Annotated in this window: 19 protein-coding genes and 1 tRNA gene; 8 read left to right on the forward strand and 12 right to left on the reverse strand. The window is 58.2% G+C overall.

Annotated elements, in window-relative coordinates:
- The first annotated feature begins 3 nt into the window (after positions 1–3).
- The 6 genes from J7394_RS17070 (at position 4) to J7394_RS17095 (ending at position 5,542) form a co-directional block, all read left to right on the forward strand.
- The gene (locus tag J7394_RS17070; RefSeq protein ID WP_170373685.1) at positions 4–657 is read left to right on the forward strand and encodes an alpha/beta hydrolase; all 654 of its coding nucleotides are present in this window, start codon (positions 4–6) and stop codon (positions 655–657) included.
- Entirely contained in the window at positions 657–902 is a 246-nt protein-coding gene (locus tag J7394_RS17075) for a hypothetical protein (RefSeq protein WP_170373684.1), read from the forward strand. Before J7394_RS17070 ends, J7394_RS17075 begins: the two co-directional genes overlap by 1 nt.
- Entirely contained in the window at positions 899–2,056 is a 1,158-nt protein-coding gene (locus J7394_RS17080) for an HD domain-containing protein (protein WP_209254781.1), read from the forward strand. Before J7394_RS17075 ends, J7394_RS17080 begins: the two co-directional genes overlap by 4 nt.
- A gap of 373 nt (positions 2,057–2,429) precedes the next feature.
- Positions 2,430–2,765: a multidrug efflux SMR transporter gene (locus J7394_RS17085; protein WP_170373682.1), complete on the forward strand. Its 336-nt coding sequence runs from the start codon at positions 2,430–2,432 to the stop codon at positions 2,763–2,765.
- Between the two features lie 76 nt (positions 2,766–2,841).
- Positions 2,842–4,659, forward strand: a complete 1,818-nt coding sequence (gene typA / locus J7394_RS17090) for a translational GTPase TypA (RefSeq protein WP_170373681.1) — start codon at positions 2,842–2,844, stop codon at positions 4,657–4,659.
- A 289-nt stretch (positions 4,660–4,948) separates the two neighbouring features.
- On the forward strand, positions 4,949–5,542 hold the full coding sequence (locus J7394_RS17095) for a hypothetical protein (RefSeq protein ID WP_209254782.1): 594 nt from the start codon (positions 4,949–4,951) through the stop codon (positions 5,540–5,542).
- Between the two features lie 123 nt (positions 5,543–5,665).
- On the opposite strand, the gene J7394_RS17100 is transcribed toward J7394_RS17095, so the two are convergent.
- The 4 genes from J7394_RS17100 to recA all read right to left on the reverse strand — a co-directional run bounded on the left by J7394_RS17100 (position 5,666) and on the right by recA (position 10,834).
- Positions 5,666–6,289, reverse strand: a complete 624-nt coding sequence (locus J7394_RS17100) for a transglutaminase-like cysteine peptidase (RefSeq protein WP_209254783.1) — start codon at positions 6,287–6,289, stop codon at positions 5,666–5,668.
- A 339-nt stretch (positions 6,290–6,628) separates the two neighbouring features.
- Positions 6,629–6,916, reverse strand: a complete 288-nt coding sequence (locus J7394_RS17105; RefSeq protein WP_170705000.1) for a DUF1330 domain-containing protein — start codon at positions 6,914–6,916, stop codon at positions 6,629–6,631.
- Positions 6,917–9,589, reverse strand: a complete 2,673-nt coding sequence (gene alaS / locus J7394_RS17110) for an alanine--tRNA ligase (protein ID WP_209254784.1) — start codon at positions 9,587–9,589, stop codon at positions 6,917–6,919. It lies immediately after the preceding gene.
- 177 nt (positions 9,590–9,766) lie between these two features.
- Positions 9,767–10,834: a recombinase RecA gene (recA, locus tag J7394_RS17115; RefSeq protein ID WP_170373677.1), complete on the reverse strand. Its 1,068-nt coding sequence runs from the start codon at positions 10,832–10,834 to the stop codon at positions 9,767–9,769.
- A 192-nt stretch (positions 10,835–11,026) separates the two neighbouring features.
- On the opposite strand from recA, the gene J7394_RS17120 reads away from it, so the two are divergent.
- Complete coding sequence (locus J7394_RS17120) at positions 11,027–11,620, forward strand: sulfotransferase family 2 domain-containing protein (protein ID WP_209254789.1); 594 nt, start codon at positions 11,027–11,029, stop codon at positions 11,618–11,620.
- A 3-nt stretch (positions 11,621–11,623) separates the two neighbouring features.
- Here J7394_RS17120 and J7394_RS17125 read toward each other — a convergent pair whose 3' ends face one another.
- The 3 genes from J7394_RS17125 to guaB all read right to left on the reverse strand — a co-directional run bounded on the left by J7394_RS17125 (position 11,624) and on the right by guaB (position 16,707).
- Positions 11,624–13,915, reverse strand: a complete 2,292-nt coding sequence (locus tag J7394_RS17125) for an ATP-binding protein (protein WP_209254791.1) — start codon at positions 13,913–13,915, stop codon at positions 11,624–11,626.
- 110 nt (positions 13,916–14,025) lie between these two features.
- A complete protein-coding gene (locus J7394_RS17130) occupies positions 14,026–15,183 on the reverse strand; it encodes an RsmB/NOP family class I SAM-dependent RNA methyltransferase (protein ID WP_209254793.1) in 1,158 nt (385 codons plus the stop codon).
- 75 nt (positions 15,184–15,258) lie between these two features.
- Positions 15,259–16,707 carry an IMP dehydrogenase gene (gene guaB / locus J7394_RS17135; RefSeq protein ID WP_209254930.1) on the reverse strand — a complete coding sequence of 483 codons (1,449 nt, stop codon included), beginning with the start codon at positions 16,705–16,707 and terminating at the stop codon, positions 15,259–15,261.
- 219 nt (positions 16,708–16,926) lie between these two features.
- On the opposite strand from guaB, the gene J7394_RS17140 reads away from it, so the two are divergent.
- Positions 16,927–18,975 carry an ASKHA domain-containing protein gene (locus tag J7394_RS17140; RefSeq protein ID WP_209254795.1) on the forward strand — a complete coding sequence of 683 codons (2,049 nt, stop codon included), beginning with the start codon at positions 16,927–16,929 and terminating at the stop codon, positions 18,973–18,975.
- 102 nt (positions 18,976–19,077) lie between these two features.
- Here J7394_RS17140 and J7394_RS17145 read toward each other — a convergent pair.
- The 5 genes from J7394_RS17145 to J7394_RS17165 all read right to left on the reverse strand — a co-directional run bounded on the left by J7394_RS17145 (position 19,078) and on the right by J7394_RS17165 (position 22,490).
- A tRNA-Gly gene (locus J7394_RS17145) sits at positions 19,078–19,151 on the reverse strand.
- Between the two features lie 64 nt (positions 19,152–19,215).
- Positions 19,216–20,043 carry a polyphosphate kinase 2 family protein gene (locus J7394_RS17150; protein WP_209254797.1) on the reverse strand — a complete coding sequence of 276 codons (828 nt, stop codon included), beginning with the start codon at positions 20,041–20,043 and terminating at the stop codon, positions 19,216–19,218.
- A 126-nt stretch (positions 20,044–20,169) separates the two neighbouring features.
- Positions 20,170–21,231, reverse strand: a complete 1,062-nt coding sequence (locus J7394_RS17155; protein WP_209254800.1) for a methyltetrahydrofolate cobalamin methyltransferase — start codon at positions 21,229–21,231, stop codon at positions 20,170–20,172.
- Positions 21,232–21,240: 9 nt separating this feature from the next.
- Positions 21,241–22,167: a methylenetetrahydrofolate reductase gene (locus J7394_RS17160; RefSeq protein ID WP_209254932.1), complete on the reverse strand. Its 927-nt coding sequence runs from the start codon at positions 22,165–22,167 to the stop codon at positions 21,241–21,243.
- 26 nt (positions 22,168–22,193) lie between these two features.
- Positions 22,194–22,490: a virulence factor gene (locus J7394_RS17165; RefSeq protein WP_170373668.1), complete on the reverse strand. Its 297-nt coding sequence runs from the start codon at positions 22,488–22,490 to the stop codon at positions 22,194–22,196.
- Positions 22,491–22,547: the final 57 nt, after the last annotated feature.

Here is a 22,547-nt window from a genome sequence, read left to right on the forward strand (position 1 = left end):
CACATGCCCGAGGTGATTTTTCCCGGACCCGAAGGCCGCCTGGAAGGCCGCTACCACCCGCAAAAGGAAAAAGACGCACCGATCGCCATCGTGCTTCACCCGCATCCTCAGTTCGGCGGGACCATGAACAACAAGGTGGTCTATAATCTGCACTACGCGTTCTACAACATGGGCTTCACCGTGTTGCGCTTCAACTTCCGCGGCGTGGGCCGCAGCCAGGGCGAATATGACCAGGGTGTGGGCGAGTTGAGCGATGCCGCCTCGGCGCTCGACTATCTGCAGTCGATGAACAACAACTCCAAGCATTGCTGGGTAGCCGGCTTCTCGTTCGGTGCGTGGATCGGGATGCAGTTGCTGATGCGACGCCCGGAAATCACCGGTTTCATCAGCGTGTCGCCCCCGGCGAATATGTACGACTTCTCGTTCCTCGCGCCCTGCCCGTCTTCGGGCCTGATCATCAACGGCTCGTCCGACCGCGTGGCGCCTCCGGCGGATACAACCGCGCTGGTCAACAAGCTGCATGAGCAGAAGGGCATCACCATCACGCACAACGAGGTTGAAGGCGCGGATCACTTCTTCCAGGATCAGCACATGGATACGCTCATCACCGATGTCAGCGATTATGTGAAGCGCCGCCTGACCGAGAATACGCGCTAATGACAGACACCATCAATACCCTCGCTGCAAAACTGGCCGAGGATACATTGAAGGTCATGGATGAAACCGGCGACGATCGGTTTTACATGGAGGTTGGCAATTTGCTGGCGGCCTCCTCCCAATCTCTGGAAGAGGCCTTTCTGACCGAAATCCGCGTGCGCTTGTCCGAGCGCCAGGCCCGCCAATTCGTGATCAAACGCCTGACAGATCACCGCTCCAAACTGAAAGCGATAGAAAAACAATGAATGATCGACTGTCCGCGCAAATCGCGTTTCTGAAACAAGCGGACAAGTTGAAGACGGTGGATCGGGCAAACACCCTGCTGGATCAGTCTCGCCCGGAAAACTCTGCAGAACATAGCTGGCATCTGGCGCTTTGGGCGCTGGTCATGGGGCCTCTGGCCGGGCCGGATGTGTCAATTGATCGCGTCATCCGCATGTTGTTGCTGCATGATCTGGTCGAGATCATTGTGGGCGACCATCCAATCCATCTCGAGACCGACTGGCAGAGCGTCGCCAAGGCCGAACACGCTGCGGCTTTGGATCTGTTCGGGCTATTGCCGCTAGACCAGACCCAGGGTTTTCTGGACCTATGGACGGAATTCGAAGCCGACCAGACGCCTGACGCCAAGTTCGCCAAGATGCTCGACCGGTGTCAGCCCCTGTTTCAGGTGCTGTATGCATCGCCTAAACGGCCTGACCATGTGGAGATCGCCCGTGAGAACCTCGCGACCGGGCGCGCGGCTTATCTGAGTGAGGCGCTGCCTCAAGCCTATGAACACGCGGTTGCGTTATTGTCGGAAGCACCGACCGAGGAAAACAGCTTCACCCAACGGCTGACGTTTCTGGTTGAGGCAGATCAGTTGAAATCCGTGATGCGCGCGTCGCGCCTGATGGCGGTCGATCGGTTCGAAAACTCGGCCGAGCACTCGTGGCACATCATGCTGTACGCATGGGTTCTGGCCGAACATTCCGATGCTGAGGTCCAGTTGAACCGCGTCCTGCACATGCTGCTGCTTCACGATATTGTCGAGATCGACGCGGGAGATCACCCGATCCACGGTCAGGTCGATCACGCCGCCCAAGCTGAAAAGGAAGAGGCCGCAGCGCGACGCCTTTTCGGATTGTTGCCCCAGGATCAAACGCAGGTGTTTTCGGATCTCTGGCATGAGTTTGAGAGCGCCAACTCGGCAGATGCGCGGTTCGCCAAGGCTGTTGATCGGTTTCAGACTCCAATTGCCAATCTTGAAACGGGCGGCGGCTCGTGGGTGGACTATGAAGTGACCTACCCTCAGATCGAAGCGCGGGTACGGCCCGCCATCGAACGCGGTGCGCCCGGTCTTTGGGATTGGTTGCAACCGTATTTGGCAGATTACTTCACTGTTTCAGCGAGGGGCTAGGCAAAAGAAAAAGGGCCAATAAGGCCCTTTTCCCTGCTTGGATCTTGATTAACGCCAAAACTACAAAACAAAGAAACCAACTAACATTTGGGCTGCATCAGAACTGACGGACCCCCCGTCTGCAAGCCACCCTAGCGCCGCAATAAGAGTCGAAGCAAAAACGACGTATTTAATAAACACAGTCATTGAAAAACTCGAAAACAAATCAACAAATACTGTTCTGTTAATTGCATAAATTGTGATCAGATCGTAGTCAGGTATACCCGACCTTTATCTTGTGGTGTCACGCATCCAAGCAACCGAATGTGCTTGCCGGGGCAGCCTTTTTCATGTTGAGAATTCGCGCGTGATTTGCATGCAAAAGGTTGAGATCATGCCCAAAGCCTACCTGATCCTGCTGATGGCCGTCTTTGCCGAAACCGTAGGCACAACGGCCTTGCAGGCCAGTCAGCAATTCTCGCGCTTCTGGCCTTCGGTTCTGGTCGTAGTTGCTTACGGAGTGGCGTTCTACCTGTTGGGACTGACGTTGAAATACATGCCAGTGGGCATCGTCTATGCGATCTGGTCCGGGCTTGGGATTTTTTTCATCGCAATCATCGGCTTTGTGGTGTTCGGGCAAAAGCTCGACCTGTGGGCAGTGCTGGGGCTGGCCCTGATATTGGCCGGAATCCTAATCATTCATCTGTTTTCAAAGACCGCAGGTCACTGAACGCCGGTTTGGGCTGGTATATTGGGTCAAGCCGCGCTATGCGCCGGGCAACTTCCCGTTCAAAGGCTGACCTCTCATGGACCTGCGCAATATCGCAATCATCGCTCACGTGGACCACGGCAAGACGACCCTGGTGGATGAGCTGCTCAAACAATCCGGCGCGTTCCGGGAAAATCAGGCCGTGGCGGAACGCGCCATGGACAGCAACGATCTGGAACGCGAGCGCGGCATTACCATTCTGGCCAAGGCGACCTCGGTCGAATGGAAAGGCACGCGCATAAACATCGTCGACACCCCCGGCCACGCTGATTTCGGCGGCGAGGTTGAGCGTATCTTAAGCATGGTGGACGGTGTTGTCCTGCTGGTTGACGCGGCTGAAGGCCCGATGCCTCAGACCAAATTCGTGACTTCAAAAGCGCTGGCACTGGGCCTGCGCCCCATCGTCGTCCTGAACAAGGTCGACAAACCCGATGCCGAACCCGACCGTGCTTTGGATGAGTGTTTCGACCTCTTCGCCAACCTCGGCGCAGATGACGATCAGCTGGACTTCCCGGCCATGTATGCCTCGGGCCGTTCAGGCTGGGCGGATATGGAGCTAGACGGGCCGCGCAAGGACCTGACCGCGCTGTTCGATCTGGTCGTCGATCACGTGCCTGCGCCGAAGCAGGCGGAAAAGAAGGACGAGCCGTTCCGCATGCTCGCCACCACTTTGGGCAGCGACCCGTTCATCGGCCGTATTCTTACGGGCCGTGTGGAAAGTGGTACGCTAAAAGCGGGCGACAGCCTCAAGGCGCTCAGCCGGGATGGCTCGCTGATCGAGAACTTCCGCGCATCGAAAATCCTGGCCTTTCGCGGTTTGGCGCAACAACCGATCGATGTGGCCGAGGCCGGTGACATCGTGACCATCGCCGGTATGAGCAAAGCCACCGTAGCAGATTCACTGGTCGCACCGCAGGTTGAAGAGGCCCTGCCCGCGCAACCCATCGACCCGCCAACCATCACCGTGACCTTCGGCATCAACGACTCGCCTCTGGCGGGTCGTGACGGCAAGAAAGTGCAATCCCGTGTGATCCGCGACCGCTTGATGAAGGAAGCGGAATCCAACGTTGCGATCCGTATCACCGACACGCCGGGCGGCGAGGCGTTCGAAGTGGCCGGTCGTGGCGAACTTCAGATGGGCGTTCTGATCGAGAACATGCGCCGCGAAGGGTTCGAACTCAGCATCTCGCGCCCGCAGGTTCTGTTCCGTGAGGAAGACGGTCAACGGTTGGAGCCTGTCGAAGAAGTCACGATCGACGTGGATGATGAATACTCGGGGGCTGTCATCGAAAAGATCACCGGTGCCCGCAAGGGCGAGTTGGTCGAGATGCGCCCCGCCGGCGCCGGAAAAACTCGGATCATTGCGCATGTGCCGTCGCGCGGCCTGATTGGCTATCACGGAGAGTTCCTGACCGACACCCGCGGCACCGGTGTCCTGAACCGCGTGTTCCATGGCTGGGCCGCGCATAAAGGTCAGATCCCAGGCCGCCGCGCAGGCGTTCTGATCTCGATGGAGAATGGCCAGGCCGTCGCTTACGCCCTGTGGAACCTCGAAGAGCGTGGCCGCATGTTCGTTGGCCCTCAGACCGATGTCTATCAGGGCATGGTGATTGGTGAGCATTCCCGCGACAACGATCTGGAAGTGAACCCGCTGAAAGGCAAGAAGCTGACCAACGTGCGGGCCAGCGGCTCGGACGACGCGGTGCGTCTGACACCCCACATCCAGTTCTCGCTGGAAGAAGCCATCGCCTATATTGATGACGACGAACTGGTCGAGGTGACGCCCAACGCGATCCGTCTTCGCAAGCGATTCCTTGACCCGCATGAGCGGAAACGGATGGCAAAAGCCGGATAAATCGTCGTTCTCAATTGGGAAACAATGCCATTTTTGTGACATTATTTCCTCAAACCTGAAAAATGGCATTCAAGGTAAGGTCAGCCCTCGGCTGGCCTTTCTTATTGGTTTTACGTGATTTTTGGGATCTTTCCGGTCTTTTGGCAATCTCACCAAGTGGGCGGCAACTTGTAAGTTCGACCTTAAAAAGGTGTAATCTTGTCCAAAGTGTGACGTCGTTCATACAAGCCCATTTGGTTTTGGTGCATAAGTTCGACGCAGAGATTAACGAGTACCAAGGAGTTCCATCATGGGCATCCATTCCAGTAAACTAAAAGTAATCGCCGCAGCTGTTGCCGTTCAATTGGTAGGTGTTACAGCTGCACAGGCCGCGTGTACCGTTTCAACGGCGCGTAAGGCTGCAAGCTCACCTGAAGTTCTGTGTGAATGTTCCGCCGTTACATCCGGAATGATCCGCTACATTCAGCGTCGGGCGGATTTTGGAAACTATCTGGCCCGTACGGGTGCTGAATGCCCGCAATTGGCAGCGCTGCTGTCCGACATTCCGACCGCATCGACTGGGTTAGCGGAACAAAGGTCGGGTGATGGAAATCCAGACGGAAATCCCGAAAACGGGGGTGGTCCATCTGATCCATCTGATGGTCCTGGCGGTGGGGACAGTGGCCCAGACGACAAAGGCGGCGACGACGGTAAAAAAGGCGGCGACGACGGTAAAAAAGGCGGCGACGACAGTAAAAAGGGCGGCGACGACAGTAAAAAGGGCGGCGACGACAGTAAAAAGGGCGGCGACGACAGTAAAAAGGGCGGCGACGACAGTAAAAAGGGCGGCGACGACAGTAAAAAGGGTGGCGACGACAGTAAAAAGGGTGGGGACACCACATAACATAGCTCTGAGACCAAAAGTCCTGCTTAGGACACAATACAAACGGCGTGATAACAAATTTCCACGAGAGTCAAAAAAGGGCGCCCAAGTTGGCGCCCTTAGCACGTCAAGTTGCAGATTTGGTCAGCTGTTCCCGTAAACCCCAACCCAACGGCGGGGCTGCTTTGGGTCTTGCATTCTCAGAAAAAGGTACCGGGTCGCCTTCCAAGGTTTGATACTGTTCGTCAAGTTGTCCAAAACCAAATCACCTTGAGCTGATCGATAGACCAACACGGCGTGTGCGTTCCGACGCCTATCCAGGACAGTGGCAATCAAGAGCTTGTTAGGATCAATGCCTGCTTTGATCAGATTCCGCTTTTTCAACAAAGCAAAGTCTTCGCAATCACCGCCCCTTGTCGTTGGCAAGGCCCAAAACTCGCGCTGTCGGTATTGCGATTGGTCCGTAATCTCACGGGTGGACGCGTTGACCTGGAGATTGACTTTTTTGACGATCTGCATTTCCTGCTTGCTCGTCAGTGAGGCCGCTTTTTGGCTCGAACAGGCCCAACTGTACTGACGGCAAAGCTGCTGCGCTCCAGACGGTGGCGGAGAGGCTGAAATCGCGGTGATGAACGCGCCCTCTGACGCCTGCGCCACAGAGGTGGTAAAGAACGATGTCAGGACCAGAGCGCAAATCCCAACGGAGCGCCCAGAAAATCGAGCGACCGACCGAAGACCTGCCGAAAAACCTACTGCCGAATATTTCATGCCCGTTCCTCAATCCATGTTTGCCCGCGCACATCCGGCCAATCAGGGTGTCGAAGTTTTTCGACTTTAACCGCAACTGGCTCTGTTGACGCAATCAATGTTGAGGATCAGGGGTAAAAAAGGCGGAAATTCGTCACATTCCGAGGCAATTTAGGGCAAGAATTGAGGGCGATCTGCCACATTTTTGACCAAGCCAGAATACGATAGTTCTGCAACACACTGTGTTTATGTTATTTTTGTGGAAAGGCGGCTTCCGAACAAGAGATGGAAGCCGCGCAGAGTTTCATGTGCTGATTTTCGCCGAGACCGTCAAACCGACCCGGCTGAAACAGCCGATTCTCAGTCGGTGATTTCAACAACGACCAATTCGCGCTCGCTTGCCCCGCGGGCGTGATCGAGCGCTTCTTGGTATGCGGCGGAATTATAGCACTCGACCGCGGCCTCGACTGAGGGGAAACGTGCGACCACATTGCGCGGACGCTCCTTCCCTTCGAGCTGAACGTAACGCGCCGCACGCGCAATGAATTCTCCGCCATGCGCAGCGATCGCAGGCCCCGCCAGCTCGGCGTATTTTCCATAAGCTTCGGTGTCAGTCACCGTGACATGTGCAATCCACAGAGCAGCCATTTACCCCTCCAATACCTGTTCGGCGGCTTTGATCGCCGCGTCTGCGTTGGTCGCGTCCTTGCCGCCACCTTGGGCCATATCCGGGCGACCACCGCCGCCCTTGCCGCCCAGTTCAACCACCGCAGCTTTGACCAGATCAACGGCAGAAACCCTATCGGTCAGGTCCGCGGTGACCCCAGCCGCGACAGCCGCTTTGCCGCCTGTATCCGCGATCAGAAGAACCGCGCCAGATCCCAGTCGGCTTTTGTGCTCGTCAATCAAGGCCGGAAGATCCTTGCCGGACACACCGCTGAGTGCCTGGGCCAGAAACTTGACGCCGTTGACTTCGGTCGCTTCCGCACCGCCGCCCTGCCCGGATCCGCCTGCCATAGCGAGATCCCGGCGCAGTTGCGCGACTTCGTTCTGCAAGGCTTTCCGCTCATCCAGCAGCGATTTCACGCGGACCACCACGTCATCCGGCTGCGCCTTCAGCTCCAACGCGACCTGTGCCAAGCGATGATCTTGCGCGGACAGATAGCGGAAGGCTTCATCGCCCGTCAGAGCCTCAATCCGCCGGACACCCGCACTGCTTGCGCTATCTCCCAGCACAACAAACGTACCGATATCGCCGGTCTGACGGACATGCGTGCCACCGCAAAGCTCGATCGACCAGGTCTCGCCATCCTGGCCCTTGCCGGTTGGCGCCTTGCCCATCGAAACTACGCGAACCTCGTCGCCATATTTCTCACCAAACAAAGCCTGAGCGCCCAGCTCACGCGCGTCATCCGGCGTCATGATCCGGGTTTCAACGCTCGAGTTTTGGCGGATGAAGTCATTCACCTCACGCTCGACCTTTTGGATTTCCTCCAGCGTCAGGGCCTTGGAATGGCTGAAATCGAACCGCAAACGGTCCGAAGCATTCAAAGAACCCCGCTGCGCGACGTGATCGCCCAATGTCTCACGTAGAGCTTCATGCAAAAGGTGCGTGGCTGAGTGGTTGGCGCGAATGGCCGAGCGGCGCGCGTGATCCACCTCCAGCTCAACCGCGTCACCTTTGGATAGGGTGCCATGATCCACAGTCACCTTATGTGCGTAGACTTTGCCATCAGCGAATTTCTTGGTGTCTTCAACGCATGAAACATCTTCACGCGCATCGAGGCGGCGCAGCTCACCACTGTCGCCGACCTGACCCCCAGCCTCGCCATAGAACGGGGTTTGGTTCACGACGACCCAGCCACTGCCGCCTTGTTCAATCTTGTCGACCAAGGCGCCATCAACGACCAGCGCTGCCACCTGAGCCTCAGCCTTTTCGGTGTCATAGCCCAAGAAATCGGTCGCACCAGCGCTGTCGGCCACGTCAAACCAAACCGCCTGATCCGCAGCCTCGCCCGACCCGGCCCATGCCGCGCGAGCCTTGGCTTTCTGTTCTGCCATGGCCGCATCGAAGCCGTCGGTATCGACGGTCCGGCCCTTTTCCCGCAGGGCATCCTGGGTCAAATCGAGTGGGAACCCATAGGTGTCATAGAGCTTGAATGCCGCATCACCGGACAGGGCCGCGCCTTCGGGCAGGCCCGCGACTTCGTCGTCCAGCAGTTTCAGGCCGCGATCCAGTGTTTGCTTGAACCGCGTTTCTTCCAACAGCAGGGTCTCTTCGATCAACGCCTGCGCCTGCCCCAGTTCCGAGTATTGCGCGCCCATCAGTTGTACGAGCGAGGGCACCAGCCGGTGCATCACCGGATCCTTGGCGCCCAAAAGGTGTGCGTGACGCATGGCGCGGCGCATGATCCGGCGCAGAACATAGCCACGTCCTTCATTGCTGGGCATCACGCCGTCAGCAATCAGGAACGAGGTTGAGCGCAGGTGGTCCGCGATCACGCGGTGGTGAACGTTCTGATCGCCATAAGGATCAACGCCGGTCGCCTCCGCCGAAGCCTCGATCAGCGTTTTGAACAGGTCGGTGTCGTAGTTGTCATGGCTGCCTTGCAAAAGCGCACCGATCCGCTCCAGCCCCATGCCGGTGTCGATCGACTGCATGTCGAGTTCAACCATCGAGCCGTCCTCGAACTGCTCGTTCTGCATGAAAACGATGTTCCAGATTTCGATGAACCGGTCGCCATCTTCCTCGGCCGATCCCGGAGGACCGCCCCAGATGTGATCACCGTGGTCAAAGAAAATTTCGGTACAAGGCCCGCAGGGCCCGGTTGGCCCCATCTGCCAGAAATTGTCGCTGGTCGCGATGCGGATGATGCGATCCTCGGGAACGCCAACTTTCTTCCAGATTTCAAAGGCTTCGTCGTCGGTGTGATAGACCGTGGTCAGCAGACGGTTTTTGTCGATGCCGAATTCCTTGGTGATCAGCTCCCACGCGAAGGGAATCGCGTCGTGCTTGAAATAGTCACCGAAGGAAAAGTTCCCCAGCATCTCAAAGAACGTATGGTGGCGCGCGGTATAGCCCACATTGTCGAGGTCATTATGCTTACCGCCAGCGCGCACGCATTTCTGCGCGGTGGTCGCGCGCTGATAGTCGCGCGTTTCAACACCGGTGAACAGGTTCTTGAATTGTACCATGCCCGAGTTCACGAACATCAAAGTCGGATCATTGCGCGGCACCAGAGGGCTGGACGCCACCACTTCGTGCCCCTGCTTGGCAAAGTAGTTCAGAAAGGTCGATCGGATGTCGTTCAACGTGGGCATGGGGCTCTCTCAGCGCGCAATCAGAATGGTCTGCGCAGGTTTATCGCTGTGCCCGCAGAGTGTCCACAGCATTGACCTTCCAAACGAAACAAGGCGGCCCCGATGGACCGCCCTGTTCCAGGTATTCTCGGCACCATCGGAGTGCCGGGGGATTTAGGCTGTTCCCGTCAGCGTTCGTTAAGCCTCGAGGATATCGTCATCCTCGGCCGCGCCGGGCGGCATGTCGAAGTCCAGACCATGGGCCGCGCGGATCTTGTCTTCGATATCCAAAGCGATCCGTGAGTGATCGCGCAGATATTGCTTGGCATTCTCACGCCCCTGCCCGATCCGTTCGTCCCCGTAGCTGAACCACGACCCCGATTTCTCGACCACACCGGCCTTGACGCCCAGATCCAGCAGCTCACCCATTTTCGAGATGCCTTCGCCATACATGATGTCGAACTCGACCTGTTTGAACGGAGGGGCCACCTTGTTCTTGACGACTTTGACACGGGTCTGGTTGCCGACGACCTCATCCCGATCCTTGATCGCGCCGATACGGCGAATGTCCAGACGAACCGAGCTGTAGAATTTCAGCGCATTGCCACCGGTCGTGGTTTCAGGGCTGCCAAACATCACGCCGATCTTCATCCGAATCTGGTTGATGAAGATCACCATGCAGTTCGAACGGCTGATCGAGCCGGTCAGTTTGCGCATCGCCTGGCTCATCAGACGGGCCTGAACGCCGACATTGCTGTCGCCCATGTCGCCCTCAAGTTCGGATTTCGGCGTCAGCGCCGCCACCGAGTCGACCACGACCATATTCACCGCGCCAGACCGGACCAGCGTGTCGGTAATTTCCAGCGCCTGTTCGCCGGTGTCAGGCTGCGAGATCAGCAACTCATCCAGATCAACGCCCAGCTTGCGGGCGTATTGCGGGTCCAGCGCATGTTCCGCGTCGACAAACGCACAGACACCGCCGCGTTTTTGCTGTTCGGCAATACAATGCAGGGTCAGCGTTGTCTTACCCGAGCTTTCGGGCCCGTAAATCTCAACAATCCGGCCCATCGGCAGACCGCCGATTCCCAGCGCGATATCCAAACCCAGAGACCCGGTCGAGCTCGCCTCGATATCCTGCTTGGCATCTTCGCCCAGCTTCATGATCGAGCCTTTACCGAATTGCCGTTCGATCTGGGCCAGCGCGCTATCGAGCGCCTTTTGCTTGTCCGCGTTTTTCTTGTCGCTCATCGTCAGAAGATCCGCCATTGTCCTGTCGCCTTCCCTTTTGTCACACCCTTTGCCGGGCGGCAATCGCTGCTTTGTTCGCCTCTTGTTCCTTATGGGACCAAAAAGAGAACATTTCAACTAAAACTTACAGAACTTACTCTTGGCCAATTGTGTTAAAGATCCGTTTACGCCAATCTGCCATCTTGACGACGATCGATATGGGGCCACTAAATGCTTGTTTTCTATAAGGAACGCCTTGCGATTTTATCTGTCCCCAAAACCGGCAGCACCGCATATCACTCCGCATTGCGTGACCGAGCCGACCTTGTGATCACCCACCCGCCCGAGCTGAAACACGCACCGGTGCGCCGATATGACCGATTTATTCAGAACATGTTCCGCAAAATGTACGACACCGAGATGGAGATCATGGCCGTTGTGCGCGAACCCATCGACTGGCTGGGCAGTTGGTACAGGTTTCGTCGGCGCAAAGATCGCATCGGGCATCCGCATTCGACGCGGGATCTCAGCTTTGATGCGTTTGTGCAGGCCTATATGCAGACCCCTCGGCCCGAATTTGCGGATGTCGGCAGTCAGAGCGAGTTCTTCCGCACCCGCAACAATGGTGTCGGGGCCAGCCATGTTTTCAAATATGACAATCAGGACAGAATCGTGGATTTCCTGCAAAACAGGTTGAACTACGAGTTCTCATTGCAGCGCGAGAATGTCTCACCACCCGCAGAAACAACTCTGTCTTCTGCAACCGAGGCCGCGCTCCGAAAGCATTCCAAGGCCGATTTTGCAGTCTATGAGGCGGCGCAATAGGCGTCAGTTCATCTGCTGAAAAACCGCCTCGGTCAATTGCGTCAAAGAGAAGGGCTTGGGCAGAAAGGTCGAGTTGGGAACCTGCGGGCCCGAGTCGCCAAACGCGCCTTCGGTATAGCCCGAGACAAACACGACCCGGACATCCGGCCGCGTCTCCATGGCCTTGGCAACCCAGGTCGGGCCATCCATTCCGGGCATGACCACATCGGTCACGAACACATCCACGTTCAGGTCGACATCTTCCAGCAAGGTCAGGGCGTCCTCGGCGGATTCGGCCTCAAGCACCGTATAGCCTTTCAGGCGCAACGCGCGGGTTGCGAAGGCGCGCACGGGTGCTTCGTCCTCGACCAGTAGCACCACGCCCTCGCCCTGACGCGCCGTTTTGGAGTCTGGAACATCTTCGGGCTGCACCTCGACGGGTTTCGCTTCGACGCAAACCGGCAAGAGCAGTGAAAATTCGGTGCCACGACCGACGGCGCTGTCGACAAAGATGAAGCCACCCGTCTGTTTGACGATCCCGTAAACAGTGGAAAGGCCAAGCCCCGTGCCCTCGCCCGTGCGCTTGGTCGTGTAAAACGGCTCGAACACTTTTTGCAGTTTGTCGGCGGGAATACCGACGCCGCCGTCGATCACCTTGACGGTCATGTAGTCACCAGGCGGTACTGTGGCTCGGTCGCGGCGCAAAGGCTCCGTCAGGCTCAGCACCTCGGTTTCGATGCGAATCTCACCGCCCTCGGGCATTGCATCGCGCGCATTGACGACTAGGTTCATCAACACCTGCTCCAACTGGCGCTTGTCCGCGCGCACCGGTTTGAGGACAGGATCATGGCTGAGCGTCAATTGAACTTTCTCACCGACCAATCGATTCAATAGGTGGATGAGGTCCGAGATGGTGTCGCGCACGTCCAGAACCTCAGGCCGCAAGGTCTGTTTGCGCGAAAAGGCCAGAAGCTGGCTGACCAGAGCCGCCGCGCGATTGGCATTCTGATTGATTTGAACGAGGTCACCATAGTTGGGATCGTTTTGATCATGGCGCAGCAACAGCAGATCGCAATGACCTGATATCGCGGTTAAAAGGTTATTGAAATCATGCGCAACCCCACCGGCCAACTGGCCGACAGCCTGCATCTTCTGACCCTGAACAAATTGCGCCTCAAGTGTTTTTAGCTCGGTTGCGTCGTTCAAGACTGCGATCAGGTGGGTTTTCCCGTCGATCTGAACCCGGTCCAGAGTGACCTGAACGAACAACTCTTTGTCATCGCGGGTCAGTCGCTGGAATTCGGATCGAGCGACTTCTTCACCCGATGCCGTTTGCGCCAGCCACTCCAGAATCGGATGGCTCAGCCCCTGCAGAATCTGGTCGATATTGGTCTGGTTCAGACTAAGATCACCCAAAAGCGCCCGCGCCATTTGGTTTGCCCGCAGTATGATCCCCTCAGGCGTCATGCAAAGGATCGGGACGGGCAGTTCAGCAAGTGAGGATGCTTGCTGGGGTTGGACAGTCTGAGAAACCGGCATCAAAACGAGGTGCCGCACCGCCCCCGATGCTGAAACACCCGTGACCGCGACGCGCGTTTCCCCTTCATGCGCAAGGACCGAGCAGATCTGACCATCCTGTGGCAATCCGTCCGGAAACACCTTTTCGATCGAGCCCGGTGCCGCGCCGAAAAACACCTTGGCCGCGGTGTTGCAGTGCAGCAAGCACCCACCCCGACCGATGGTCAGCACGGGAAGGACAATCTTGTCCCACTGCCCTTGGTGGCCAAGCTTGAATTGCCAACAGAACAGATGGTTCCCCAAGCGGATCACCGAAACCGGAACGCTCTCACCACCGGTGATGATGTCCTCATCCGCCGAACCTTTTGCCTGGGCCAGCGTTTGTAACCTCAGCAGCAAGCTCGACGGGTTGGCGAAGACCGAGCGCAGAACCTCGGGCAGCGTAGCCTCCGGGCTGGTATTCAGCTGTTTGCGCGCAATTGGGTTGGCGACCAGAACCGTTCCCTCTGCATCGGCGATAATGCTTGCGCAATCGTCCTGATCCACAAAAGTTGCCAGCATATCAAGAGTTTGCTGTGCAGCCTTGTCGGCAAAGAGACCCCTGACCAGAATCCAGAGTGTCGCAAAAAGGACCGATACTCCTACGACGATCATACCCTGCGTCCAGTCCGCAGGCACCCGGCCTGTATATGGCGCAACGTATAAAAGTGCGGCTAGTCCAACCAGAGCCAAAACACGTGCAGCAGACGGCGTTCTCCGCGAGCGGGGATCGGAGAACGAAAATGTAAAATCGGACATGAACGACCCGGGTAGCTTTTTTGAGAGCAATAACGATCCAAAATGGTTAATGCCCGCTTAACAGAGTTAAGGGGTTAAGAAAACTACCTGTAGTTGTTTGCGGTGAGCTGCTATTTTGTCAGATGCGCCGTGAAAAACCCATCAACGCCGTCGGTGACGCGCCAATTCCGCTCTAGCGTCACTGTCCATTCGGGGTTCTCAGACACAAAGTTCTCGACAACTTGTGCGTTTTCGTCCTGAAGCATCGAGCAGGTTGCATAAGAAAGAAGACCCTCGGGGTGAACCAGTTCCGCGACCTCACCCAGAATCGCACGTTGCAGATTGCTCAATTCGATCAAACGCTCTTCGGTCAGAGCCCATCTTCCGGCCGGAGCGCGCCTCCACGAGCCGCTGCCCGAGCAAGGTGCATCGACCAGTACGATGTCAAAGGGCGCGAAACCGGCAAGTTTCGCGGTCTCAACGCAGGTTACTCTTACGCCCGCGCGGTCAGCGCGGTTCGGCAGGTCCTGCATGCGCTTCGGGTTGATGTCATGCGCAAACACCTCGACGCCCTTATGGGCTGCGAGCGCCAGCGATTTTCCACCACCACCAGCGCAATAGTCAAGAACGCGCAAACCGGGTTTAAGGGGCAAAGCCGCCACAACCGCCTGACTGGCTGCATCCTGTAGCTCGACCAGACCGTCCAGATAAGCCCAGCTTTGCGCAACCTTGCGTGCGCCCTCAACCACGGTCAGGGCTGTCTCGCAGGCGGGATGGAGTTCAGTTTGCACTCCGTCAGCCGCCAAAGCACGGGCCGCACCCGCCACGTCTATTTTGCGCAAATTGACCCGAAGATGCACCGGAGCGCGGTTTTGCAGCGCCGCTGCCGCCTCCGTGGCTGCGTCGCCCAAAGACGCCGAAAACCGGGGCCAGAGCCAGTCTGGAATATCAAACTGCTCGGCCAGTGATACGAAATCCCGACCGTCCTCAGAGGCTTCAATCGGCGCAGGCGCGTGGCGTTCGCCGGTGAACAGAGTGTCCGGCGCTTGCCCTGCAGCACGCAGCGCTCCGATCATCAGGCCCCGGCCCGTCTCAGCCCCTCCAAGCGCCGCAAAGGACCGTTTGCAGCGCAGGGCTGTGAAAACGTGATCCCGCACCGCTGCGCGATCCTTGGAACCTGCGAACCGGCTGCGCCGCGCCCACCCAGTCAGGGCTTTTTCAACGGGCGCGCCGTCCAGAATCTGGTCAAGGATCTCGATTGAGGCCTGAACGCGGGCTGCCGGGGTCATTTTTCCCTCCGTCGGGTTTTCCGGGAACGCAAAACGGCGCCCGCGTCGGGGCGCCGCCTGCAACAGATCACCAGATCACATGATCCGGTAGTTCGGGCTTTCACGCGTGATCTGCACGTCATGCACGTGGCTTTCTTTCAGACCCGCCCCGGTGATTTTGACGAAATTGCAGTTCTTGCGCATCTCTTCGACCGTGGCACAGCCGGTATAGCCCATGGCCGCGCGCAGACCGCCGACCAGCTGGTGAACAACCGCTCCGGCAGAGCCTTTGTAAGGCACCTGTCCTTCGATCCCTTCCGGCACCAGCTTGTCATTGGCAGCATCCTTCTGGAAATAGCGATCCGCCGAGCCGCGCGCCATCGCGCCCAAGCTGCCCATGCCACGATAGGATTTGAACGAACGGCCCTGGTACAGGATCACCTCACCCGGGCTTTCATCCGTACCTGCGATCATCGAACCGACCATGGCACAGGACGCACCCGCCGCGATGGCCTTGGCGAAATCGCCCGAGAACTTGATGCCACCATCGGCAATCACCGGCACATCTCCTGCGGCAGACGCGCAGTCCATTATCGCCGTCAGCTGAGGCACACCAACACCGGCCACCATCCGAGTGGTACAGATCGAGCCCGGCCCGATGCCCACCTTGATCGCATCCGCACCTGCATCAATCAGCGCTTTGGTGGCGTCAGCCGTGGCAACGTTGCCCGCAATGATCTGGACCTCGTTCGACAGTGCTTTGGCGCGCTTGACCGCCTCCAGAACACCTTCGGAATGGCCGTGAGCGGTATCGACGACGATGATATCGACACCCGAGTCGACCAGCAGTTCCGAACGCTCAAACCCTGCATCCCCGACCGAGGTCGCGGCGGCAACGCGCAGACGGCCCAGGTGGTCCTTGCAGGCCGTTGGGTTCAAAACGGCTTGTTCCGTGTCTTTCAGGGTAAGCAAACCGGTCAGTTTGCCCTCACCATCAACGACCAGCAGTTTTTCGATCCGGCGGGCGCGCATCAAGGATTTGGCCTCTTCCCGATCGGCGGGCTCTTGCAGCATCGCCAGATTTTCCGAGGTCATCATGGCCTTGATCGGCGTGTCGTCTGACGTGGCAAAACGCATGTCCCGGTTGGTCACGATGCCGACAACGCGGCCCTGCTCATCCACAACCGGGAAACCGGTGAAGTTGTAGCGCTGAACCAACGCCTGCGCGTCTGCCAGCGTCTGATCGGCGCGCAGCGTCACCGGGTTGTAGACGATGCCCGATTCGAACCGCTTCACCCGGCGGACCTCGCGGGCCTGTTCTTCGGCCGAGAGGTTCTTGTGGATCACACCGATCCCACCGGCCTGTGCCATGGCGATAGCCATACGCGCCTCGGTCACTGTGTCCATGGCCGAGCTGAGCAGCGGGATGTTCATGGAAATCTGGCGCGTTACGCGCGTTGTTGTATCCGCCGTTGCAGGCAGCACCGAAGATGCGCCCGGAACAAGAAGTACGTCGTCAAAGGTAAGTGCCTCACGAATCTGCATCATCAAACCCCATGCAAAAGCCCGTTTGGCGGTGACCCTATTGCATGGATTGACCCGAAGGAAAAGCCCCAGAGCCCAAGTTGTTGGCCCTTGGGTGGGGATAGCACGTCATAAAACGACGCTCGTTGTGCAAAACGTGCCGCTGTCAGGGCTTTCCCTTTGTGAATAAACTCATATCTTCCCCGGCATACGCGCGAACACTTTAAAGGCAGGCCGACCATGACCACCGACCCCCTTGTCGTCTTTACCCCCTCGGGCAAACGCGGGCACTTTCCCGTTGGCACCCCGATTCTGACCGCCGCCCGACAGCTGGGCGTCGATCTGGATTCGGTTTGCGGAGGGCGTGGCATCTGCTCGAAATGTCAGATTACGCCCAGCTACGGCGAGTTCCCCAAGCACGGCGTTACCGTCTCGGAAGACGCTTTGAGTGAATGGAATGCGGTCGAGCAGCGCTATGACGACAAACGAGGTCTGAAACCCGGCCGTCGTTTGGGCTGTCAGGCCTCGGTTCAGGGCGATGTTGTGATCGACGTGCCACCCGAAAGCCAGGTCCACCGTCAGGTTGTCCGCAAGGCCGCAGCGGCGCGTGCCATCACCATGGACCCGGCCACGCGGCTATATTTCGTCGTAGTCGAGGAACCCGACATGCACTCGCCCACCGGCGATCTGGAGCGTCTGGAACGCGCCCTGCGCGAGCAGTGGAAGATCGAGGCTGTCACCGCCGATCTGTCCCTGATGTCGAAGCTGCAACCGGTTCTGCGCAAAGGCAAATGGGAAGTCACAGTCGCCGTTTACAAGGGCCACAAAGACCCGGTAGCCCGCATCGTCGAAATCTGGCCCGGCCTGCACGAAGGGGGCCTTTATGGTCTGGCCATCGACCTCGGCTCGACCACGGTTGCGGCGCATCTGACCGATCTGGAGACGGGAGAGGTCAAGGCATCCTCGGGCCTGATGAACCCTCAGATTCGCTTTGGTGAGGACCTCATGAGCCGCGTTTCCTACGCCATGATGAACCCCGGGGGCGATCAGGAGATGACCAAGGCCGTGCGTGAGGCGATCAATGACCTGACCACCTCAATCGCTGAAGAAGCGGGCATTGACGCCAGTCTGATCGTTGAGACTGTATTTGTCTGTAACCCGGTCATGCACCATCTGCTGCTGGGTCTGGACCCGGTCGAACTGGGGCAAGCTCCGTTCGCGCTGGCAACGTCAGAGGCGATGTCCCTGCCCGCGCGTGAGATGGACCTGACCACGATGAACCCGCGCGCGCAGATCTACATCCTGCCCTGTATCGCCGGTCACGTGGGTGCGGACTGTGCCGCCGTTGCCCTGTCGGAAGAACCCGGCAAGTCCGAGGACCTCGTACTGATCGTGGACGTGGGCACCAATGCCGAAATTCTGCTCGGCAACACCAGCCGCGTTCTGGCCTGTTCGTCTCCTACGGGGCCTGCTTTTGAAGGCGCGCAGATCAGTTCTGGCCAACGCGCCGCCCCCGGCGCGATTGAGCGGATCGAGATTGATCCCGTCACCAAGGAGCCCCGTTTCCGTGTGATCGGGTCCGAGAAATGGTCCGATGAGGACGGGTTCGATCAGGACATTGCCACCACCGGTATCTCTGGCATCTGCGGCTCGGGCATCATCGAGGCCGTGGCCGAGATGCGAATCGCCGGCCTGTTGGACGAAAGCGGTCTGATCGGTTCGGCCGAGCAAACCGGCACCCCTCGCTGCGTTCCCGAAGGGCGTACACACGCCTATCTGATCCATGATTCCAGCGCGGAAGGTGGCCCTCGGATCACCGTCACCCAAGGCGATATCCGGGCTATCCAGCTGGCGAAATCGGCGCTTTATGCCGGTGCGCGTTTGTTGATGGACGAGATGGAGGTCGACCGCGTGGATCGCGTGGTTCTGGCCGGGGCTTTTGGCGCGCATATCTCGACCAAACACGCGATGGTTCTGGGTATGATCCCGGATGCGCCGCTCGACAAGGTCTCCAGCGCGGGCAACGCGGCTGGTACCGGCGCCCGGATTGCCCTGTGCAACATCGGCTCGCGCGCCGAGATCGAGCGTGTCGTGCGCGAGATCACCAAGATCGAAACCGCCATCGAGCCGAAGTTCCAAGATCACTTCGTCGCCGCCAACGCGATCCCGCACAAAACCGACCCATTCCCGGAACTCGCACAGGTCGTTACCCTGCCCGCACCGTCCTTCAACACCGGTGGCGGGGAAGCCGAAGCGGGCGGAGGTCGCCGTCGTAGACGCCGCGGGTAACGAAGCGTCAAACCTAAGTCGCTACCTGCTTCAACCATCAGGTCGAGGCAGCAAGCCTGTGCCACAAAAGGTCGCTTACTTGCTGTAGAATCAGGTGAGTTTTGGAGCGGGTAGCGGGAATCGAACCCGCGCGTTCAGCTTGGGAAGCTGACAGGCTACCATTACATCATACCCGCCGCGAGATTTGAGATACCATCGCCACCTGAGGAACTGCAAGCGCCTTTCGGTGAGGTCTATGGATTACTCTGTCCGTGCCCGCAGGGAGTCGATCAGCGATTGGTCAACATCCAATGCCTCGCACGCCGCGTCCAAGGTCCGTTTGTCCAAATGCTGTGGGTTTAGATCTATCTCTTTTGAGAACGCATCAACGATGGTTTGCATTGCTTTGATTCTCGCAGATTTTTTGTTATTGGCCGGAATAACGTGCCACGGCGCAATGTCGGTTGACGTACGCGCCAGCATTTCATCGACAGCGATCTCGGCCTCGTCCCAACGCTCGCGATTGCGGAAATCTTCATAAGTCAGCTTCCAACGCTTCAATGGGTTGCGTAGGCGTTCTGTGAAACGCGCCATCTGTTCGTCTTGTGAGATGTGAAAGAACAGCTTTACGATCCGGGTGCCGTCATCAACGAGCATGCGCTCGAAATCGTTGATCTCTCGATATCCCGCCCGCCACCGTTTCTCCGGTGTGAATTTCTCGATCCGTTCCACCAGAACACGCCCGTACCAACTGCGGTCAAAGGCCGAGATTGCACCTTCTGGCGGTAAACGTTCCCAAAACCGCAGCAGATAGTGGCGATTGAGATAGTAGTTGCGCGGCGCGCCGATCGGCCAGACTTTGAAACTGCGCGGATCAAGTGCCTGGCTGATACGGCGGATCGTGCCTCCCTTGCCTGCAGCATCCCAGCCTTCAAAGACGATCACACCTTTGGTTCCATGGAAGAGAAAAGCTTGCTGAATACGCGCCAGTTTCGCCTGCAGATCGATCAGCTTGTCGAAATAGTCCTTCTTGCCCAACTTCTCACTCAGGTCTGCGTCGGCCAGTTTTGGAGGGTGATGTTTGGACATGAAAGCACCTGATCGTTGAGGAAAGGATCGCCCCAGTCTCAACGATATCACGTTTGCTGCATTGATCAGGGTCAAACGAAAAAGGCCGGGCGCAGGGCCCGGCCTTTGATCTGATAGCTCGGAAAATCAAGCGCGACGGCGACGGCCACCGCCGCGACGACCGCCTGCTCCACCGGCCGCAGCCGCTTCTTCAGGCGATTTGTTGAACTTGATCCATGCGCCACCGTGCGGGTCGTTGTTGGTCAGCAGGTTGGCGGCGCGGATGGCCTCCATCTCCTTACCTGCGCGCGGCAGGGTCGAGCCCAGACCGAACATCTGAACGAAGGCCTCATCATCCATGCCTTCGGGCAGGATGATACCAGCTGCGGCAACGGCCTCTTTCTTCTCGGCGATTTTCTTCTGTGTCGTGGGCAGAGCAACCGGGTTCATGATCGCGGACGTCATGCCAGCACCCATTGCCATCGGCAGGAAGGCGTTGTTGATGCCGTGGCGGTTCGGCAGACCGAACGAGATGTTGGATGCACCGCAGGTGGTGTTCACGCCCAGTTCCTCACGCAGACGACGGACCAGAGCGAAGACCTGCTGGCCCGCGGTTGCCATCGCACCGATCGGCATAACCAGCGGGTCGACAACGATGTCATGCGCCGGGATGCCATAGTCGGCGGCACGCTCAACGATCGTCTTTGCAACGGCAAAACGCACATCGGGGTCTTCCGAGATGCCGGTGTCATCGTTCGAGATCGCAACAACCGGAACGTTGTATTTCTTGACCAGCGGCAGAACCATCTCCAGACGCTCTTCCTCGCCGGTGACCGAGTTCAGCAGCGGGCGACCTTCGGCTGCGGCCAGACCGGCCTCCAGAGCCCCCGGAACCGAGCTGTCGATGCACAGCGGCACGTCGACCAGGCCCTGAACCAGCTCAACGATCTTGGTCATCAGCGGCGGCTCGGTCTCGTTCGGGTTGGGGTTCGAGTTGTAAACAACGCCTGCGTTGATATCCAGAACGGTCGCGCCTGCAGCGACCTGCGCCAGCGCGTCTTTCTCAACGGTCGAAAAGTCACCTGCTTCCAGCTCAGCAGCCAGTTTCTTGCGGCCCGTTGGGTTGATCCGCTCACCAATCACGCAGAAGGGTTCGTCAAAGCCCAGAACGGCGGTTTTTGTTTTTGATTCTACGACTGTACGGGTCATGTCCGTTCCTTAAGCGTTGACTGGCTTTGCCGAAGCGCCGCCGTTGTTGATGGCCCAGTTGGCGTTGGTCTTGATACCGCCAAGGGGGAAGAAGTGTACGTTGGTGATGTTGAAATCCGGGTTCGCCGCTTTGTATTCGGCCAGCTCGGTGATCACATCATTCGGCTCATATGGCAGCAGCAGCTTGGAGACATCCATGGCGCGCTTTTGCAGAACTTTCAGCGACGGGCCAACACCACAGGCGATGGCGAACTTGATCAGGGTCTGCAGCTTGGCAGGACCTGCGATACCGATATGAACCGGGATGTCGATCCCCGCCTCTTTCAGGCTGTTGGCCCATGCGATAATCGGCTTTGCCTCGAACGCGAACTGCGTGGCCAGCGCCATCTCGGCGTCGGTGGTTTCGCTGAATTTCTGTTTCCAGCGCAGCGCGTCGTCGACATTCTTGGTCGAGCCGTCCGGGTCAATGTCCTTGTTGCCTTCGGGGTGACCGGCAACATGCAGGCGCTTGAAACCGGCTTTGTCGAACAGGCCGGACTCCAACAGTTGCATCGAGCTGTCGAAATCACCGTGCGGCTTGGCCACACCACCGGCCAGCAGCAGCGCCTGATCAACGCCCGCCTCGCCCTGGTACATCGAGATCCAGTTCTCAAGCGTCGCGGCATCCTTGATGATGCGCGCCGGGAAGTGCGGCATGACCGGGTAACCTTCGGCGGCGATGCGCTTGGCGGTTTTCACCATGTCTTCGATCGGAGTGCCCTCGATATGGGCGATGTAGACACGGGTGCCTTCGGGCAGCAGCGCGCGGAAATCTTCGACCTTTTCTGCGGTGCGCGGCATGACCTCGATCGAGTAGCCCTGCAGAAAGGCTTCGACGGTCGGGTTTACAGGGCCGTTTTCGGCGGCATCACGTTTCTTGAAGTTCAGCAAAGCCATCGCGGCCTCCCATATAGATTTCGGGCTCATGCCCAACCGTCATTCGCGATCAGTGCCTTGATGCGGTCTTGATCGTATTCCGTTTCCAGACGCACAGCCTGCGCTTCGGCAATCTCGGACGGGTCGCCCTCGACCGCGAAAGGCTCGGCCTTGCGCCATTCGGCGAGGTAGGCGTCACTGTCCTTGGCGTTCACCTTCATGGCGGCGCGGTCGATGGCCTGTTCAAACCGTTCTTCCAACTGCCGCTTTGCGCCACGACGGCCTTTGCCGACGATGACCTGAGCGGGAATGTCGCGCCAGTACACGATGGTGACGTCAGGCATAGCTGTGATTCCTCCTAACCAATGGGGCGGTTCTAAACGTCTATATTGGGCTAAGGA

Origin of the sequence: Ruegeria sp. R13_0 (genome assembly GCF_017743995.1) — a bacterium.
GTDB lineage: Bacteria > Pseudomonadota > Alphaproteobacteria > Rhodobacterales > Rhodobacteraceae > Ruegeria.